Here is a 16,092-nt window from a genome sequence, read left to right on the forward strand (position 1 = left end):
TTCCTACTCAGCCCATTCGGGCGTGGCAATACTGGAACCTGCGAAATACCAAGATCCTTGTCCGCGGACGAAGCCACGACCGGCGCGGATCACGTGCCTGGGCAGCACGAATGGCGACTCGCCACGTTCGCGACGGTGCCGTCGGGACGGCCCATTCGCGATCAAGCCGTCCCTTTCCCTTTGTGTCCCGCAGCGACGCGGACGTCGGCATCGCGTGGGACCGCCGTGGACCAGTTGCTAGCACCCGGCCGTCACGGCGGCGTCACCGCAACCCAGGCGTCCGGAGCAACGTCAGGCGTTCTCCCGGCGGAACGTGGCGGTGCCCCACCAGACCGCGGCGGCGAACAGCGCCAACGCCCACAGGGTGCCCCACAGCAGTCCGGACGAGGTGAAGTCGCCGAGGAAGGAGCTCCGGACGGCGTCGACCACGTGCCGGATCGGCATGAAGCCGCTGGCCTGCTCCAGCCACAGCGGACCGATCGTCATCGGCAGCAGGATCCCCGACAGCAGCAGCACCGGCATCATCACCATGTTGATCACCGGCGCCATGACCTCCTCGCTCTTGGTGGTCAGCGCCAGCGCGTTGGACGCCGCGGCGCAGGCGCCACCGATGAGCAGGGTGAGCAGGGTGCCCAGGACGATGCCCTGGATCGGCGCGTCCATCCCCAGCGCGTAGCCCAGGGCGATGAGGATCAGCGCCTGGACGAGCAGCTGCAGCAGGTCGCGGCCCAGCCGCCCGACCAGCAGCGCCGTCCGGCTGGCCGGGGTGACGCGTTCGGCCTCGATGACGCCCTCGCGCCACTCCCCGATGAGGCTGAACCCGGCGAAGAATGCACCGAAGATGCCGAGCTGCACCAGCATCCCGGGCACGAAGAAGGTGTAGGCGTTTGTCGCGCCGAACCGTTCGACCAGCGGCGTCAGCAGCGGACCGAACAGCAGCAGGTACAGCACCGGCTGGATCGCCCCGATGATCACCCAGGCCGGGTTGCGCAGGTTCATCCGGAGCTGGCGCCGGAAGACGATGCGGGACTCGCGCAGGAAGGTGGTCACCGCTGGGCTCCTTCGGCGGCGGCGGGCACGGTCTCGGCGCCGTCCGCGGGCGCCCCGCCGGCGTCCGCTGTGGCGGCGGTGGCTGCGGCCTCGGCGTCGCGCAGGGACCGTCCGGTCAGCGCCAGGAACACGTCGTCCAGGGTCGGCCGGTGCACCTCGATCGAGTCCAGCTCGATCGCGGAGTGGTCCAGCTCGCGCAGCAGCCCCGGCACCATGCGTCCGGCGCGGCGCACCCGCCCGCGGATGTGCCGGTCGTCCACCTCGACGTCGGCGTGCCCGTCGGTGAGGGCGGCGAGCTTGCGGACCGCCTCCGGCACGTCAGCCCGGTCCACCACCTCCAGGTCGACCAGGTCGCCGGCGACCTGTGCCTTGAGGTCGTCGGCGGTGTCGGCGGCGACGATCCGGCCACGGTCGATGATCAGGATCCGGTCGGCCAGCGCGTCGGCCTCGTCCAGGTAGTGGGTGGTGAGGAACACCGTCGCACCGCGCCGGTGCCGCAGGTCGCGGATGTGCTCCCACAGGTTCGCCCGCGCCTGGGGGTCCAGGCCGGTGGTCGGCTCGTCGAGGAACATCAGCGTCGGCTCGTGGATCAGCCCCATGACGATGTCCAGCCGGCGCTTCTGGCCGCCGGACATGTTCTTCGGCATCCGGGTCCACAGCCCCTCCAGGTGCAGCTGCTGGAACAGCTGCCGGGCCCGCTCCTCGACCACCGCCCGGGGCAACCCGTAGAGCATCCCGTGGTCCACGACCTCATCGCCGGCGCGAGCGCCGCTGAACGCCCCGCCGGCCTGTGAGACGTAGCCGATGCTGCGGCGGACCTGCACCGACTCCGTGACGACGTCGAAGCCGGCCACCGTCGCGGTGCCGGCGGTGGGCCTCAGCAGCGTCGTCAGCATCCGCAGCGTGGTGGTCTTGCCGGCCCCGTTGGGCCCGAGGAACGCGACGATCTCCCCCTCGGCGACGTCGAGGTCGACGCCGTCGACGGCCCGGACCTCGGTCCTGACCCGGCCCTGACGAGTCGTGAAGGTCTGCACCAGACCCCGTGCACGGATCACGCGCTGCCCCTCCCCTGCCCGTCGACCGCGGCACCGGTCGCGGCTCGAACCGGATCCATGCTCGGCCCCCGTCGGAAAACGGGTCAACGGCATTCCACGCATGCAGACCCCGGCGCCGGCCGGAAGTCATCGGGCCGCAGCCCGGTCCCCAGAAACGGCGCCCCACGGGTGTTCCGCCCGCGCTCCGGACCGCCGATACCGAAGGCATGCGCACCAGCCACGTCGCCACCGCCCTCGCTGCCTTCACCGCCGGACTCACCGCTGCCGCGGCCCTGCGCCGGCGGGCCGACCGTCGCCGCGCCGCGACCCCGCTCCCCGTCACCGAGGGGACCGTCACCCCGCGGACCGTCACCGCCGAGGCCGTCGCCGCTCCGGCGGTGCCGACCCGTGACGCCGTCGTCCTGCCCTTCCTCCGGCTGGCCGCGCCCGCGCCGGTCGCCCCGGCGGCCGCCCCGGCTCGCTGCGGGGACACCGGCGGCCGGACCAAGGCCGGCGCGCCGTGCGCGGCCCGGGCCTCGTCCGGCGGCCGGTGCCACCACCACCCGCTGGCGGCCTGAGCCCTGACTAGGCCCCGGAGGTCGGCGCCCCGGCGACGACCTCCGGGCGCCGGTGGGTCGGCGGCCGCCAGCCGGTCGTGTCCCGCCGTGCCATGACCGGCCCGGTGGGCGCGACGGTCTCCCGCACCGGGGCGCCGCGGCCGGGGCGCAGGTCGGCCGGGTCCACGGCGATCGACGTGAAGACGCCGTCGACGACGCCGGGCGCCAGCTCGGGCCGGACCGCGCGGATGTTCGGCCCGATGGAGTCGACGAGGCAGACGCACGGCGTGCTGGCCGGCGAGCCCAGGTAGAAGCGGGACGAGGCGCCGGCCATCGGGGCCCACGGCACACCCATCACTCGCAGCAGCCGCAGGACGCGGTCGTCGAGGATGGTGACCAGGCCCTCGGCGCCGCAGAGCTGCGAGTGGCGCAGCAGGCCGTGGCAGAGCGCGAGGGTGACCTCGGCGCCGGCCGCGCCGCTGCGGAACCGCCGGTCCACGGCCAGGCTCGCCACGTCCCAGACCGGTCGCCCGGCCAGGCCCGCCGTCCGGAGGCTGTCCGGCACGTCGAGGTGCCAGGGCTCGCCCGCGACGTCGGTCAGCGTCTTCACCTCGCCGGTGGCGTCCGGGACGATGAGCCGGGCAGCACCCAGAGCCATCCCGTCCGCGTCGTCGAGCACCACGAGGAAGCGGGACCGGTCGCGGTAGGCGCCGTACTCCTGCTCCATGACCTCCGGCGTGTTGCCGAACGCCTGCAGGAAGACCCGGGCCTCGACGTCCCGCGCGGCGGCCCGCTCGGCCGGGGAGTCCGCGACCAGCAGCCGGAGGGCCATCTCAGAAGGACTTCGCGACGATGGTGCCCGCGGACAGGAACTCGCGGGTGAAGGACACGGCGGTCTCCACGTCGAACGCCTTGCAGGTGTAGATGTCGACCGAGAAGAACAGCCGCGGCTGCTCCCACGCGTAGAAGTGGGCGCCCGACGTCTCCCAGTGGATCCAGCCGGCCCAGCCGTACAGGTCGGAGCGGTGCGTCACCGGCTCGAGCAGCTGCACCATCTCGACCTCGCGGGACAGCGCGGAGAGGTAGTGCCGGATCTGGCTGTCCGTGACGGGACGGGCCGGGACGCCCTCGATGACCAGCCGCTGACGGTGGATCTCGGGCGCGAGGTCGCGCCAGTCGTCGGGCCCACCGCGGTGGGACGGGCGGTCGGCGCCCCGGACGAGGCGCGGACGCAGGAGTTCGATGGCTGGTGAGGATGGCGTCATGACCTCAGCGTGCATGGACGACCGCGGAGAGCACGGGAGTGACGCGCGTGTCGCGTGGTGGAGATGTGACGAACCCCGGCCGGCGCTGTGGCACGACCGGCGCTCCGGCGCGGCCGTCGGCCGGTGCCTCAGTTCGCGGTGGCACCCCGGTTGAGCTGGGGAACCAGCGCCTCGTCGACGAGGCCGGAGTCGGCGGCCACCAGCCAGGCGAGGAAGTCGTCGACCGGCATGGGGTGAGCGATCGCATATCCCTGGGCGACGTCGCAGCCGAGCCGGGCGAGCACGACGCTGGTCGCGAGCGTCTCCACCCCCTCCGCCACCAGGCTCAGCCCGAGGTCGTGGGCGAGGGCGACGGTGTGCTGCACGATCGCCGCGGCGCGCGGGTCGCGGTCGACGTCGGCGGTGAGACTCCGGTCGAGCTTGAGCTCGTCGGCGGGCAGGTGCCGCACGTAGGCCAGCGAGCTGTACCCGGTGCCGAAGTCGTCGATCGACGTCCGGACGCCGAGCCGGCGCAGGTCGGCCAGGACGGCGCGGCCCCGCTCGGGATCGGCCATGAGGGTGTCCTCGACCAGCTCCAAGGTCAGCGCCTGCGCCGGCAGGTCGTGCCTGCGCAGCGCGGCGGCGACCTTGTCGGGCAGGTCGAGGTCGGTGACGTTGGCCGCGGAGAGGTTCACCGAGACGGGCACCTCGTGCTCGCGCCACCAGCGGCGGGTCGCCGCGAGGGCCAGCTCGAGCACCGTGTCGGTCAGCGGCCGCAGCAGCCCGGCCTGCTCCGCCGCGGGCAGCAGCTCGGCGGGCGACAGCAGTCCGCGGGTGGGGTGGTGCCAGCGGACCAGCGCCTCGGCGCCCACGACCCCGCCGTCGCGCAGGTCCACCTGCGGCTGCAGGAAGACCACCAGCTCGTCACCGGTCAGGGCGGTCCGCAGCTCCTCCATGGTGCGCAGCCGGTCGCCGCCGCCCGTCCCCGTCACGGGGTCGGGGACGTAGACGTGCACGCCCTCGCGGGCGCTCTTCGCGGTGTACATCGCGATGTCGGCGCAGTGCAGCAGTTCCTGCACGCTGGCCGCCGGGGCGGGGGTGGTCGCGACGCCGATGCTGACGCCGACGTGCAGCCGGACCCCCTCCACCGTGAACGGCTGCAGCAGCAGCTGGCGCAGCCGCTCGGCGAGCAGCCGGGCGGCGTCGGCGTCGGTCGCGGGCAGCAGGACGGCGAACTCGTCGCCACCGAGCCGGGCGAGGACGTCGTCGGCGCGCAGGGCGAGGCGCAGGCGGGGACCCACCTGGCGCAGCAGGTCGTCGCCGGCTCCGTGCCCGAGGCTGTCGTTGACCTCCTTGAACCCGTCGAGGTCGAGCAGCAGCAGGGCCGCGGGCCGAGCGGGCGTGGCCGTGGCGACGAACCGCTTCGCCCGCTCGAGCAGCGCGCGGCGGTTGGCCAGGCCGGTGAGCTCGTCGGTCCGGGCCTCCTGCTTGATCTGGTGGTAGCCGCGGACCTCGCGGAAGGTCACCGCGATGCGGGCGATGCCGGCCAGCACGCAGGCGACGGCCAGCCAGGCGGAGACGGCGGGCATCGGATGGGTCCAGCCGGAACTGAGGACGAACAGGCTGGCCACGATGCAGGCGAGCGGCACGGCCAGCAGCCGCCACCCGATGCGGGAGCGGCCGCCCGCGTCGACCGGCGGCGGGCGGTGACGCGCACCGGTCGCGGCCGTCGCGGCCAGGACGATGCAGGCCAGCCAGCCGAGCTCCAGCGGGCCGCCGTCGACGTACCGGTCCTGGACCTTGAGCACGAACAGGATGAAGTCCGAGGCGCACATGAAGCACAGCCCCAGGGCCACCGTGAGCAGCGTGCGGTCGAGCCGCACCCCGAGGATGGAGCCGACCGCGACGAGGACGGCGATGAGCACCACGCTCGTCATCGGGCCCACCATCTCGATGGCGGCCACCGCCTGCCGGCCGGGGCCGGGGTAGAGGTAGGGACCGAGCACGAACGCCACACCGGCGGACAGGGTGCCGAGGGCGCTGATGACGCCGTCCAGCCACATGCTGGGGTGGAAGCGGGGCACCCGGGCCCGGATCAGCCCGACGACGTGCACGTAGAGGGTCAGGTAACCGAGGAGCGAGATCGCGTTGGCCAGCGGGGAGGACGGTCCGTTGCCCTCGACCCCGGCGGCGAGCACGCGCAGGGCGTTGCCGACCGCGCTCAGCGTCAGGGCGACGCCGAGACCCATCCAGGCGACGCGCTCGATCCGCACCCGGACCCCCGCGGCGAAGCACGCTCCGGCGGCGGCCAGGTAGGGCAGGTTGAACAGGACGACGTCGTACGCCCGGTCCCACGCGACGCCGTCGGGCCGGTCTCCGACCCCGGTGGCGAACAGCAGCGCGAGGCCGATCGTCAGACACAGGGCAGGGGCGGGCCGACGCGCGGCCGGCGGTTGCCCGTGCTCTCTCATGCTTCTGGGATCGGCCACACACCACTACGACCGAACCCGAACCGCGCCCGTCCCCCCTGAACGGGTGAGACCAGGGGTGGGCAGGATTCAGCCGGTCGGCCCGGGCTCGGGCTCGGGCTCGTCGAGGAACGCGGTGAGCACGGCGCACAGCCAGTCCCAGCGGTCGAGCAGGCCGCGGCCCTCCGGCATGTAGTGCGTGGTGCCGGGAACCACCGCCAGCCGGGCGCGGGACAGGCCGGCCAGATCGCCCATGGCGCCGCCACCGCGCAGCCGGTAGAGCTCGACGGCGTGCTCGAGGCGGATCGCGTCGGCGTCCCCGACCACGATCATCGTCGGCGCGGGGATCGCCCGGATCGCCTCGGGCGGCCAGGAGAACGGCGTCATGTCCAGCGTCTTGAGCTTGTCGACCAGCATCGGGAAGCGGTCGGGGTCCGGCGCGATCTCCCGGTAGCCCGCCTCGATCGGTGTCCCGGCGAACACCTCCGGGCTGATGCTCGGGATCATGTCGAGGAGCTCGCGCTGCATCCCGTCGCTGGTGTAGGACGCCGACATCACCACCAGCCGGCGGACCACCTCCGGGGAACGGACGCCGAGCTGCAGCGCCACTCCCCCGCCCATGCTGTAGCCGACGACGTCGGCCGGCGCGAGGCCCAGGTGGCCGAGCAGCGCGGCCGCGTCGTCGGCGAGCCCCTCGTAGGTGATGGGGCGGTCGGCGTCCGTCGTCCGCCCGTGGCCCTGCAGGTCGCAGACGACGACCTGCCGGGTCTCGGCGAGAGCGGGCAGCAGTGGTCCGAACGTGCCCGTCGACATGTAGGCGCCGTGCAGGAGGAGCACCGGGACGGCATCGGGACCGGCCGCCTCGCCGTGGATCTCGTAGTACATCTCCAGCCCGTTGAGCGGGGCGTACCCGGTCGTCGGGGCGGTACCGGTCGCGGGAGGGATCACGTCGGCCTCCGATCCTCGTCGGGCACGGCGATCGTGCCGCGCCCGGCTGCGGCGGGGGAAGACCGGAACCCCGTCACCGCGGCGCGCGCCGGACTCAGCCGCCGTCGGTGCCCGGCCCGGTGGCGCTCGTCGTGCGCGCCGACGGTGACGTCCGCCTGCGGCATCAGCACCCTGTCCTCTCCGCTGCCGGACCGGTCAGTCCAGCAGGGCGGGCAGGCCCAGCCGCTCGAACAGCCCCGTCTCGAGGTCGAGGAAGCTCGAGATGTGCGCGATCCGCCCCGCCCGCACCTCGAGCACGTGCAGAGCCCACGGCTCGCGACCACCTCCCTCGCGGAGCCGGTACTGGGCGAAGGCGGGCAGGCCGTTGGCGTGCGTCGGCAGCACCCGGGAACCGCGGCACTTCGAGCCGGGGCCGAGCATCCAGGTGCCGATGTCGCCCGCCCCGCGCAGCCACATCTCGAACGGCGGCATGTGCTGCGTGGCGTCCTCGTGCAGCAGCTTGACGAACGCGTCGATGTCGTAGCGCTCGAAGGCGTCGACGTAGCGGTCGAGCAGGTCGCGGGCGTCGTCGTCCAGCGGCCGGGGGTCCAGCTCGCCGCCGACGGCGGCGAGCGTGGCCCGGGCGCGCTGCAACGCGCTGTTGACCGAGGCGACGGTCGTGTCGAGCAGCTGCGCCACCTCGTCGGCCTTCCAGCGGAGGACGTCGCGCAGCAGCAGGACCGCCCGCTGCCGCGGCGGCAGGTGCTGCAGGGCCGCGACGAAGGCCAGCCGGATCGACTCCCGCTGCACCGCCTGCTCGGCGGGGTCGGCGTTCTCGGGGACGACCTGCCGGTCGAGGATGGGCTCGACCCACGCCGTGCCCGGCCGCCGTGAGGAGAGCGAGGCCTCGACCGGCTGCCACGGCGAGCCGGAGAGGTCCATCGGCAGGGCCCGGCGCTGCCGCCCGGACAGCTGGTCGAGGCAGACGTTGGTGGCGATCCGGTACAGCCACGAGCGCAGCGCCGATCGGCCCTCGAAGTCGGCCAGCCCGCGCCAGGCCCGGACCATCGTCTCCTGCACCGCGTCGTCGGCGTCGAACGCCGACCCGAGCATGCGGTAGCAGTAGCCGGTCAGCTCACGCCGGTGCTCCAGCAGGCGGGGATCGAGCTCTGCGCTGACGGCTGTCACGGTGGGGCCTCCTCGTCTCGACGGCCGCGCCAGCTCACCACAGGGGACCGACACAACGGGAGGGGTCGCGCCCTACTGGTAGCTGATCAGCTGCGGACGCGGGCTGACCTGCACGATCGTCTCCTCCGGGGTGAGCATCGGGGCGTCCTCGTCGTAGAAGTTCTTCCACCCCCACCAGACCGCGTCCGGTGTCGTCTGGCGCAGCGTCCGCCAGGTCGTCTGCTTGTCGCCCTGCCCGCCCTGCCCGTCCGCGTGCACCATCACCGCCAGCTCGTCGCGGGAGGTGTCCAGCCGTTCGCGCTCGGGGATCATCCGCACCTGGAACTGGTGCAGCACCAGCAGCTTCTGCGGCAGCTCGTTGGCGCGGGTCAGGTCGGCCAGCCAGGCGACGACCTGGTTGACCTCGTCGATCGAGACCGACCCGATCTGACTGAGGTGCACCTGGCCGGGCGCCAGCCGCCACTCCGGGTCCAGCGCCAGGCCGACGTGCGGCAGCTCCAGCAGCGAGCGGTACTGCTCGGCCTGCGCGACGAAGTCGGTGCGCCCGGGCTGCAGGTCGATGACGACGTAGATCCCGGCCTCCCCCGCCGCCTCGACCCACGGGCGCAGCTGCTCGGCGGGGACCTCGGTGGAGTAGTTGCCGTCGGGCCCGGCGAACTCCGAGGCCACCGTGGCGATGATCTCGAACGCCGGGACGACGGTCGCGTCGGTCACCAGCGGCTCGTACGGCGCCGCGTGCGCGCGGGCCCGCTCGACCGACGCCGCCGCGTCCTGCTCGCCGAGGACGCCGAGGGCGCCGCTGCCCGGGTGCCCGTAGAGGGCGACGAGGAAGTGCCCCGGGAAGAGCAGCTGGCCACCGCCGGGCAGCTGCCGGCCGGTGGCCGCGGTGGCCAGCTTCCACTCCAGCCCGTCCACCCCGGTGTACTCCGGGCCGAGCGTGACGACGGCGTCCGGCGGCTCCTCGCCGAGCAGGCCGACCAGGTCCGCGTCACCGCGCGGGTCGGGGGTGGCGGTGACGTGCACCCGCGCCCCCGCGGCCCGGGCCGTCGCGATGCCGGCGAGGGTGGCCGCGCCGCCGGTGGCCACCACCAGGGTCCCGTCGAGCGGCTCGGCGCGCTCCACCTCGGGCAGCTGCTCGACGTCACCGGCCGGCGGCGCGTCGTCCCCGCTCAGCAGCGCGACCGGCTGCTCCGGGTCCAGCTCCGCCACGGCGGCGGGCCCGCCGCCGTCCTCCACCTGCCGGGTCTCGCCGAGGTCCAGGCCGGTGGCCGCCGCGACCGCCTCGGCCGCGGCGGGCACCGCGACCACCGCGGCCGAGGCGGTGGCGCCGGATGCCGCGGTGCCCTCGGCCTCCCCGACCGCGAGGACGGTCGTCGTCCCCAGCCGCTCCAGCTCGGCGGCCAGCGCATCGGCGTCGCCGCCCCCCGCCGGCTCCAGCAGCAACGGGACCCCGAGGCCGGCCGCGGCCGACGCGCCCAGCAGGGTGCCGGCGGTGTCCCCGTCGCGGGCGACGACGGCGACCTCGGCGGTGTCGAACAGCGCCCGGCTGGTCGAGGCGGCCGCCGCAACCGGGTCCTCGTCGGCCACGAGGGTGAGCCGGGCGTCGGGCACCGAGGTGACCGCCCCCGCCGACCCGCGCGTGGCCTCCTCGTCGGTGATCGAGGCGCACCCACCGGCCAGCAGGACCACCACCAGGGCGAACGGCACCGTCGGAGCGCGCACGGCTCCCCTCCCCCGCCGGGCACGCTGTCGCGCGGTCCGCGACGACGTCGGCGGGCCCGGTCCCCGGGACCCTAACGGGCGGGGTGCTGGACACCGGCCCCGCTGCGCCGGGAGCATCCGGGCCGAGATGAGCACCGCACGCCTGTCGGGCCAGCCCGACACCCGATCGACCGGCTGGCGGGATGGGGTCCGACCCCGCCCCCGGCCAGGCTCGACGGCATGACCGACATCGCCGTCCTGCCGACCGTGACCACGCCCCCGCCGCCGCCCGCCGGACCCCGGCGGGCGCTGCTCCGGCAGCTGGGCGTGGACACCGCCTACTCCTTCGTCTCCTTCCCGGTCGCCATCGCCGCCTTCGTGCTCGTGGTCACCGGCCTCGCGGTCGGGGCCGGGCTCCTGGTGATCTGGGTCGGCGTCGCCGTCCTCGCCGCCACGCTGCTGGCCGCCCGCGGGCCGGCCGCGGTGGAGCGGAGCTGGCTGCCCCTGGTCCTCGGCCGGCCGGTGCCGCACCCGGCCTACGCCCGCGCCGACGGCGGCCGGCTGCGCCGGCTCACCACGCCGCTGCGCGACCCGCAGTGCTGGCTCGACGCGCTGCACGCCGTGCTCCGGTTCCCGTTCGCGATCCTGTCCTTCGTCGTCGCGGTGACCTTCTGGGCCGGCGCGCTGGGTGGGCTCACCTACGGGCTGTGGGACTGGGCGCTGCCGGACGGCCGGGACAACGAGGACCTGCTCGAGCTGATGGGCTTCGACACGGGGACGGGCGCGCGGATCGCCTTCTACACCCTCATCGGGCTGGTCTTCGCGGTGCTGCTGCCCTTCGCCGTCCGCGGGACGGCGCTGCTGCAGGCCCAGCTGGGCCGGGCGCTGCTCACCTCACGGGCCGCCACGCAGGCCGAGCTCGGGCGGCTCGCGCAGGGCCGCGACGCCGCGGTCGCGGCCGAGGCGGTGGCGCTCCGGCGGCTGGAGCGCGACATCCACGACGGCCCGCAGCAGCACCTGGTGCGCCTCGGCATGGACCTCTCCCGCGTGCAGCGGCAGCTCGAGCGCGACCCCGCCGCGGCGCGGGCCACCCTCGGCGAGGCGGCCGGCCTGGCGAAGGAGGCCCTGGAGGAGCTGCGCGCGCTCTCCCGCGGCATCGCCCCGCCGGTGCTCGCCGACCGCGGGCTGGCCGCCGCCCTGGCCGCCGTCGCCGCCCGCTCGCCCGTGCCGGTCGAGCTCTCCGTCGACCTGCCTCAGCCGCGGCTGGCCCCGGCCGTGGAGAACACCGCGTACTTCGTCGTCAGCGAGGCGCTGGCCAACGTGGCCAAGCACAGCGGCGCGACGACCTGCCAGGTGGTGGTCGTGATGGCCGGCCCGGCGCTGCGGGTGGTCGTCGAGGACGACGGCACCGGCGGCGCCGTCCTGGCCCCGGGACACGGCCTGGCCGGACTGGCCGACCGGCTCCTGGCGGTGGACGGCGTCCTCACCGTCGACAGCCCGCGCGGCGGCCCGACCCGGCTCGTGGCGGAGCTGCCGTGCAGGTCGTGATCGCCGACGACTCGGTGCTGCTCCGGGAGGGTCTCGTCCGGCTGCTCGAGGACGAGGGCTGCGAGGTGGTGGCGGCCGTCGGCGACGGCCCGTCGCTGGTCCGGGCGGTGGTCGAGCACCGCCCGGACGTCGCGGTGGTCGACGTCCGGATGCCGCCCACGCACACCGACGAGGGGCTGCGGGCGGCGGTCGAGGCCCGCGCCGCCGCGCCGGGGACGGCGGTGCTCGTGCTCTCCCAGTACGTCGAGGTCGCCTACGCCGACGAGTTGCTGGCCGACGGCCGGGGCGGGGTGGGCTACCTGCTCAAGGACCGGGTCACCGACCTCGACTCGTTCCTCACTGCGCTCACCGACGTCGTGGGCGGCGGCACCGTGCTCGACCCCCAGGTGGTCGCCCAGCTGTTCGCCCGCCGCCGGGGCGACGATCCGGTCCGCCGGCTCACCCCGCGCGAGCGGGAGGTGCTCGGGTTGATCGCCGAGGGGCACTCGAACGGCGCGATCGCACGGCGGCTGGTGGTCACCGAGGGCGCCGTCGAGAAGCACACCCAGCGGATCTTCGCGAAGCTCGGCCTCACCCAGGACGAGGACCAGCACCGCCGCGTGATGGCGACCCTCGCCTACCTGCGCGGCTGAGAGAGGACCCCTGGGGCCCCGCGGGGGCCCGGCTCAGGGCTCACCCGGCGGCGGCCGTCCGGCGGCGTCGTAGGCGGCGCGCAGCCGCGCCGGCGCCCGGAGCCGCCACGCCTCGGTGAGCAGCTCGGCCAGCTCCCCCGGGTCGGCCGCGGCCAGGTCGACCACGACCATCGTGGAGTTCCGGTAGTGGTGCGGCACCGAGAAGACCCCGGGCCGCTCGGCCGCCAGGGCCCGGTTCTCGCCCTCGGCCAGCCGGACCGCCACCCAGCTCTCGTCCGGCGGCATCGACGCGAAGATCTTGTCGCGCACACGCAGGCACGCCATGTCCCAGGCCGGGCGCTCGGTGGTCTCGGGCAGGGCCAGGGCGACGGAGCGGACGTCGGCGGGCGTGGCGGTCACGGGCGGATGCTGGCACCGACCGCTGACACCCGGGAACTGGTTCGCGAACCGTCGGGGCCTGCCGGTAGACAGCTCGGGTGACCGTTCTCGCCGACAGCCTGCGCCCGGTGACCCCCGAGGAGTGGCCGGCCTTCAGCCGGGCCCTGTTCGACGCCTTCGCCGAGGAGGGGCCCAGCTCCTTCGTCGACGCCGTCCCCCCGCACGCCGAGCTGGACCGGTCGCTGGGGCTGTGGGACGGCGACCGCGTGGTCGCGACGGCGGGCATCTACAGCCGGCACCTCACCGTGCCGGGCGCCGTCGTCCCGTGCGCCGGCGTCACCTGGGTGTCGGTCTCCCCCACCCACCGGCGGCGCGGCGTCCTGACGGCGATCATGGGGCGCCAGCTCACCGAGCTGCACGAGCAGCAGCGCGAACCGGTCGCCGCGCTGTGGGCGTCCGAGGGGTCGATCTACGGGCGGTTCGGCTACGCGACCGCCACGTGGAAGGGCAACCTCGGCGGCCGGGTGCGGCGGATGGCCTTCCGGCGCGACGTCGACCTCGGCTCCGGCCGGGTCGACCTGGTGCCCGTCGAGGAGTACCGGGCCGCCGCCGCGGCGCTGCACGACCGGCTGCGCCGGTTCGTCCCGGGCAACCTCGAGCGGGACGGCCGCTGGTGGGACCGCGCGCTGCGCGACGAGGCCGATCAGCGCAACGGGGCCACCGGGCGGCGCCACGCGCTGCACACCGAGCCCGACGGCACCGTGAGCGGGTACGCCGCCTACCGGGTGAAGGGCCACTGGACCGACGACGGCGAGCCGGACGGCACGGTCGTCGTCGAGGAGGTCCGCGCCGGCAGCACCCCCGCCTACGCCGCGCTCTGGCGGTTCCTGCTCTCCATCGACCTGGTGCGCAACCTGCGGGCGTCGACCCTCTCGCCCGACGACCCGCTGCGGCACCTGCTCGCCGACCCGCGCACGCTGCACACCCGGCCGGTCGACGGGCTGTGGGTGCGGCTGGTCGACGTCGGCCGCGCGCTGGCGGCCCGCCGCTATCCCGCGCCGATCGACCTGGTGCTCGAGGTGCGGGACGCCTTCTGCCCGTGGAACGAGGGGCGCTGGTGGCTGAAGGGCCACCCCGCCGGCGCCTTCTGCGCCCCCACCGACGGCGACCCCGACCTGGTGCTGGACGTCGAGGCGCTGGGCGCGGCCTACCTCGGCGGCGTCTCGCTCTCCGACCTGCAGGCGGCCGGCCGGGTCACCGAGGTGAGCCCCGGGGCGGTCATCCACGCGGCGACGGCGTTCCGCTGGCCCGTGACGCCGTGGTGCCCCGACGAGTTCTGAGCCCTCGGCCCGGCGGACGAGCGATGGTCCGCGATCAGTCGGTACCAGACTCCATCGCCGCGCGGTCGAGCAGCTCGTCGTCGGCGGAGACCGCCCCGCGGGAGGCGATCGCCTCGGCGCCGCCGGCGGTCATCGCGCCGATGAGCCCGGTCGCGGCCGCCTGCGCGGCGCCGATCGCGACCGGGTGCGCGCCGCCGACCATGCCGAGCCGGGCGTACTGCTCGAGCTTGGCCCGGGAGTCGGCGATGTCGAGGTTGCGCATCGTCAGCTGGCCGATCCGGTCGACCGGGCCGAACGCGGAGTCCTCGGTCCGCTCCATCGACAGCTTGTCCGGGTGGTAGCTGAAGGCCGGCCCGGAGGTGTCGAGGACCGAGTAGTCCTCGCCGCGCCGCAACCGCAGGGTCACCTCGCCGGTCACCGCCATGCCGACCCAGCGCTGCAGGGACTCTCGCAGCATGAGCGCCTGCGGGTCCAGCCAGCGGCCCTCGTACATCAGCCGGCCGAGTCGCCGTCCCTCGCTGTGGTAGGTGGCGAGGGTGTCCTCGTTGTGGATCGCGTTGACCAGCCGCTCGTAGGCCGCGTGCAGCAGGGCCATCCCCGGCGCCTCGTAGATCCCCCGGCTCTTGGCCTCGATGATGCGGTTCTCGATCTGGTCGGACATCCCCAGGCCGTGCCGCCCGCCGATGGCGTTGGCCTCCAGCACCAGGTCGACGGCGGAGTCGAACTCCTTGCCGTTGATCGTCACCGGGCGGCCCTGCGCGAAGCCGATCGTGACGTCCTCGGCGGGGATCTCCACGGCGGCGTCCCAGAACCGCACGCCCATGATCGGCTCGACGACCTCGACGCCGACGCCGAGGTGCTCGAGCGCCTTGGCCTCGTGCGTCGCGCCCCAGATGTTGGCGTCGGTGGAGTAGGCCTTCTCCGTGCTGTCCCGGTAGGGCAGCCCGTGAGCGAGCAGCCACTCCGACATCTCCTTGCGGCCGCCGAGCTCGGTGACGAAGTCGGCGTCCAGCCACGGCTTGTAGATCCGCAGCGACGGGTTGGCCAGCAGGCCGTACCGGTAGAACCGCTCGATGTCGTTGCCCTTGAAGGTGGAGCCGTCGCCCCAGATCTGGACGCCGTCCTCGAGCATCGCGCGGACCAGCAGCGTGCCGGTGACCGCCCGGCCCAGCGGGGTGGTGTTGAAGTAGCTGCGGCCACCGGAGCGGATGTGGAACGCGCCGCAGGTCAGGGCGGCGAGGCCCTCCTCCACGAGGGCGGCCCGGCAGTCGACCAGCCGGGCGATCTCCGCGCCGTAGGCCGTCGCGCGACCGGGGACCGAGGCGATGTCGGGCTCGTCGTACTGGCCGATGTCCGCGGTGTAGGTGCAGGGCACCGCTCCCTTGTCGCGCATCCACGCGACCGCCACGGAGGTGTCGAGGCCGCCGGAGAAGGCGATCCCGACGCGTTCGCCGACGGGCAGGGAGGTGAGGACCTTGGACACGGGAGAAGTATGCACGCCTATGCATGATCATGCAAAGGCGGGGTCCGAGGTCAGACCGGCTCGTCCCGGGTGGGCAGACCGCCGGCCGGGCGGTGTCGGTTCTGCTCGTAGTCGGCGACCAGGCCGATCCGGCGGGCGTGCCGCTCGTCGCCGCTGAACGGCGTGTCCAGGAACAGCAGCACCAGCTCGGTGGCCTCCTCGACGCTGTGCTGCCGGGCGCCGATGGAGACCACGTTGGCGTCGTTGTGCTGGCGGGCCAGCTCGGCGGTCGACCGGTTCCACACCAGCGCGGCGCGCACCCCGGGGACCTTGTTGGCCGCGATCTGCTCGCCGTTGCCCGACCCGCCGATGACCACGCCGAGGCTCCCCGGCTCGGTGACGGTGCGCTCCCCCACCTCGAAGCAGAACGGCGGGTAGTCGTCCTCGGCGTCGTACTCGTAGGCCCCGCAGTCCACCGGCTCGTGCCCGGCCCCGGTCAGGGCCTCCTTCAGGTGCTCCTTGAACTCGAGCCCGGCATGGTCGGTGCCGACGAAGACGCGCAT

15 protein-coding genes are annotated in these 16,092 nt (G+C 74.5%); 4 read left to right on the plus strand and 11 right to left on the minus strand.

Annotated features, from left to right (window positions below; all coding sequences use genetic code 11):
• Positions 1-291: 291 nt before the first annotated feature.
• Positions 292-1,050, minus strand: a complete 759-nt coding sequence (locus MY520_RS16560; RefSeq protein WP_436693619.1) for an ABC transporter permease — start codon at positions 1,048-1,050, stop codon at positions 292-294.
• Positions 1,047-2,105, minus strand: coding sequence for an ATP-binding cassette domain-containing protein (locus MY520_RS16565; protein WP_436693621.1), 1,059 nt, complete (start codon positions 2,103-2,105; stop codon positions 1,047-1,049). The genes MY520_RS16560 and MY520_RS16565 overlap by 4 nt, the downstream gene beginning before the upstream one ends.
• A 206-nt stretch (positions 2,106-2,311) precedes the next feature.
• Between MY520_RS16565 and MY520_RS16570 the strand changes: the two genes are divergently transcribed.
• Entirely contained in the window at positions 2,312-2,662 is a 351-nt protein-coding gene (locus tag MY520_RS16570) for a hypothetical protein (RefSeq protein WP_436693623.1), read from the plus strand.
• 7 nt (positions 2,663-2,669) lie between these two features.
• Here the strand turns inward: MY520_RS16570 and MY520_RS16575 are convergent, their stop codons facing one another.
• The 6 genes from MY520_RS16575 to MY520_RS16600 form a co-directional block, all read right to left on the minus strand.
• Positions 2,670-3,473 carry a hypothetical protein gene (locus MY520_RS16575; protein WP_436693625.1) on the minus strand — a complete coding sequence of 268 codons (804 nt, stop codon included), beginning with the start codon at positions 3,471-3,473 and terminating at the stop codon, positions 2,670-2,672.
• A 1-nt stretch (position 3,474) separates the two neighbouring features.
• Positions 3,475-3,906, minus strand: coding sequence for an S-adenosylmethionine decarboxylase (locus tag MY520_RS16580; protein WP_436693627.1), 432 nt, complete (start codon positions 3,904-3,906; stop codon positions 3,475-3,477).
• A gap of 128 nt (positions 3,907-4,034) precedes the next feature.
• Positions 4,035-6,356, minus strand: coding sequence for a putative bifunctional diguanylate cyclase/phosphodiesterase (locus MY520_RS16585; RefSeq protein WP_436693629.1), 2,322 nt, complete (start codon positions 6,354-6,356; stop codon positions 4,035-4,037).
• Between the two features lie 87 nt (positions 6,357-6,443).
• Positions 6,444-7,301 (minus strand): alpha/beta fold hydrolase, encoded by an 858-nt coding sequence (locus tag MY520_RS16590; protein ID WP_436693631.1) that lies wholly within the window; start codon positions 7,299-7,301, stop codon positions 6,444-6,446.
• Between the two features lie 195 nt (positions 7,302-7,496).
• Positions 7,497-8,468 (minus strand): sigma-70 family RNA polymerase sigma factor, encoded by a 972-nt coding sequence (locus MY520_RS16595; protein ID WP_436693632.1) that lies wholly within the window; start codon positions 8,466-8,468, stop codon positions 7,497-7,499.
• A 72-nt stretch (positions 8,469-8,540) separates the two neighbouring features.
• Positions 8,541-10,190 (minus strand): hypothetical protein, encoded by a 1,650-nt coding sequence (locus tag MY520_RS16600; protein WP_436693633.1) that lies wholly within the window; start codon positions 10,188-10,190, stop codon positions 8,541-8,543.
• Positions 10,191-10,409: 219 nt separating this feature from the next.
• Between MY520_RS16600 and MY520_RS16605 the strand changes: the two genes are divergently transcribed.
• Together MY520_RS16605 and MY520_RS16610 are read left to right on the plus strand one after the other, a co-directional pair.
• Positions 10,410-11,717 (plus strand): sensor histidine kinase, encoded by a 1,308-nt coding sequence (locus MY520_RS16605; protein ID WP_436693635.1) that lies wholly within the window; start codon positions 10,410-10,412, stop codon positions 11,715-11,717.
• Positions 11,705-12,349 (plus strand): response regulator, encoded by a 645-nt coding sequence (locus tag MY520_RS16610; RefSeq protein ID WP_436693637.1) that lies wholly within the window; start codon positions 11,705-11,707, stop codon positions 12,347-12,349. The genes MY520_RS16605 and MY520_RS16610 overlap by 13 nt, the downstream gene beginning before the upstream one ends.
• A 33-nt stretch (positions 12,350-12,382) precedes the next feature.
• Here MY520_RS16610 and MY520_RS16615 read toward each other — a convergent pair whose 3' ends face one another.
• A complete protein-coding gene (locus tag MY520_RS16615; RefSeq protein WP_436693638.1) occupies positions 12,383-12,748 on the minus strand; it encodes an MmcQ/YjbR family DNA-binding protein in 366 nt (121 codons plus the stop codon).
• Positions 12,749-12,825: 77 nt separating this feature from the next.
• Here MY520_RS16615 and MY520_RS16620 point away from each other — a divergent pair, with 77 nt between their 5' ends.
• Positions 12,826-14,067, plus strand: coding sequence for a GNAT family N-acetyltransferase (locus tag MY520_RS16620; protein ID WP_436693640.1), 1,242 nt, complete (start codon positions 12,826-12,828; stop codon positions 14,065-14,067).
• A 34-nt stretch (positions 14,068-14,101) separates the two neighbouring features.
• On the opposite strand, the gene argG is transcribed toward MY520_RS16620, so the two are convergent.
• Positions 14,102-15,550, minus strand: a complete 1,449-nt coding sequence (gene argG, locus MY520_RS16625; protein ID WP_436693641.1) for an argininosuccinate synthase — start codon at positions 15,548-15,550, stop codon at positions 14,102-14,104.
• 50 nt (positions 15,551-15,600) lie between these two features.
• Positions 15,601-16,092, minus strand: coding sequence for a ribose-5-phosphate isomerase (locus tag MY520_RS16630; protein ID WP_436693643.1), 492 nt, complete (start codon positions 16,090-16,092; stop codon positions 15,601-15,603).

It is taken from the genome of Geodermatophilus sp. CPCC 205506 (assembly GCF_051383635.1).
GTDB lineage: Bacteria > Actinomycetota > Actinomycetes > Mycobacteriales > Geodermatophilaceae > Geodermatophilus.

Excerpts from the sequence above, each read along its gene's own strand:
- MY520_RS16570 (WP_436693623.1), top strand. The coding sequence starts at position 2,312 with ATGCGCACCAGCCACGTCGCCACCGCCCTCGCTGCCTTCACCGCCGGA.
- MY520_RS16575 (WP_436693625.1), bottom strand. The coding sequence starts at position 3,473 with ATGGCCCTCCGGCTGCTGGTCGCGGACTCCCCGGCCGAGCGGGCCGCC.
- MY520_RS16580 (WP_436693627.1), bottom strand. The coding sequence starts at position 3,906 with ATGACGCCATCCTCACCAGCCATCGAACTCCTGCGTCCGCGCCTCGTC.
- MY520_RS16585 (WP_436693629.1), bottom strand. The coding sequence starts at position 6,356 with ATGAGAGAGCACGGGCAACCGCCGGCCGCGCGTCGGCCCGCCCCTGCC.
- MY520_RS16605 (WP_436693635.1), top strand. The coding sequence starts at position 10,410 with ATGACCGACATCGCCGTCCTGCCGACCGTGACCACGCCCCCGCCGCCG.
- MY520_RS16630 (WP_436693643.1), bottom strand. The coding sequence starts at position 16,092 with ATGCGCGTCTTCGTCGGCACCGACCATGCCGGGCTCGAGTTCAAGGAG.